This window comes from Candidatus Methylomirabilota bacterium (genome assembly GCA_028870115.1).
Taxonomy (GTDB): Bacteria; Methylomirabilota; Methylomirabilia; order Methylomirabilales; family Methylomirabilaceae; genus Methylomirabilis.
The window spans coordinates 1-1143 of record JAGWQH010000020.1 but is presented as its reverse complement, the minus strand read 5'-3'; the positions used below and the strand labels follow the sequence as shown (position 1 = coordinate 1143).

Annotated in this window: 2 protein-coding genes; both read left to right on the top strand. The window is 57.8% G+C overall.

The window, feature by feature from the left end; translation table 11 throughout:
- On the top strand, positions 1–598 hold a 598-nt coding region (locus KGL31_01415; protein MDE2320569.1), incomplete at its 5' end, for a glycosyltransferase family 2 protein.
- Positions 595–1143: class I SAM-dependent methyltransferase (locus KGL31_01410; protein MDE2320568.1), on the top strand; the 549-nt coding region annotated here is incomplete at its 3' end. The genes KGL31_01415 and KGL31_01410, both read left to right, overlap by 4 nt.

Below are 1143 nucleotides of genomic sequence, written 5' to 3'. Positions count from 1 at the left end.
TGGCGATGAATATGACCATGTGGGAGCATTAGGGCCCTACATCTATTATTTTGATGAACCCGAGAGGATTTGGTTCGCAGGCGCAAGGTTTGATCGTCATACCTGCCAGGTTATCGATGCCCAACATGGAAGAATCGAGCGAGAAGGACAGCCTACGGTGTTCGATTCTGATTGGCTAACCGGCTGTTGCCTGTTGATGACGCGGCAGGCCTTGGAAAGGGCGGGCCTTCTGGATGAGCGCTTCTTTCTGTACTGGGAGGATGTCGACTGGTGCCTTCGCCTTCGGGTCTCTGGCCTGCAGAGTGTGGTTGAGCCCTCGGCGCGGATCTGGCACAAGATTTCCCTGAGCGCGGGGGGGACCGATTCGTCCCTGAAAGCCTACCATAAGACACGTAGCCACCTGCTGCTTGCTCACCTGCACGCACCACGCGCCTTCCCGACTCTGCTGGAGGGCTTGCTACGCGACATCGCTTGGCTAGTCGTGAAGTCCTCGGATCAGGAGCGATTCAAGAAGGCCCGTGCCTATTTGGCTGCAGTGAAGGACTATACTTTGGGGCGAACGGACCGTGGGCCGGAATGGCTTTGGCAAGATGGATGATAGAGCTCAGGCGGACATATGAACGGTATTGGGCGGCTCGCCGGGCCGATGCCGGGGGAGCAGCAGAGGGCAGCGGCTCCCCAAACGAGATTTTCGAGTCCGTCGGGTCGGTGTTGGGCGAGGGGAAGAGGCTCCTCGACGTCGGCTGCGGGGTCGGCACACTGCTGGACCTTGTTGGAGCTAAGTTTCAAGCGGTGCACGGGTGCGACCTTTCGGAAACGGCCCTTCGGGAAGCCAGGCAGCGGGGAGTCTTGAGCGTCTGCGCCGATCTCAATCGCGGCCTGCTTCCCTATCAAGATCGTTCGTTTGAGTGCGTTACCTGCCTCGAAGTGATTGAACATGTCTTTGATCCTTTGTCATTGCTGCGTGAGCTTCACCGCGTCCTGAAGGACGACGGTCAGTTGGTCCTGACGACGCCGAATATCCGGTATTTCCGGAACGTGCTGACACTCGTTTGGCACGGGAGGTTTCCTCATACCACCATGGATACGTTCGTCTGGGGGGGAGGGCATTTGCATTACTTTACCCGAACAGACCTGAAGCTT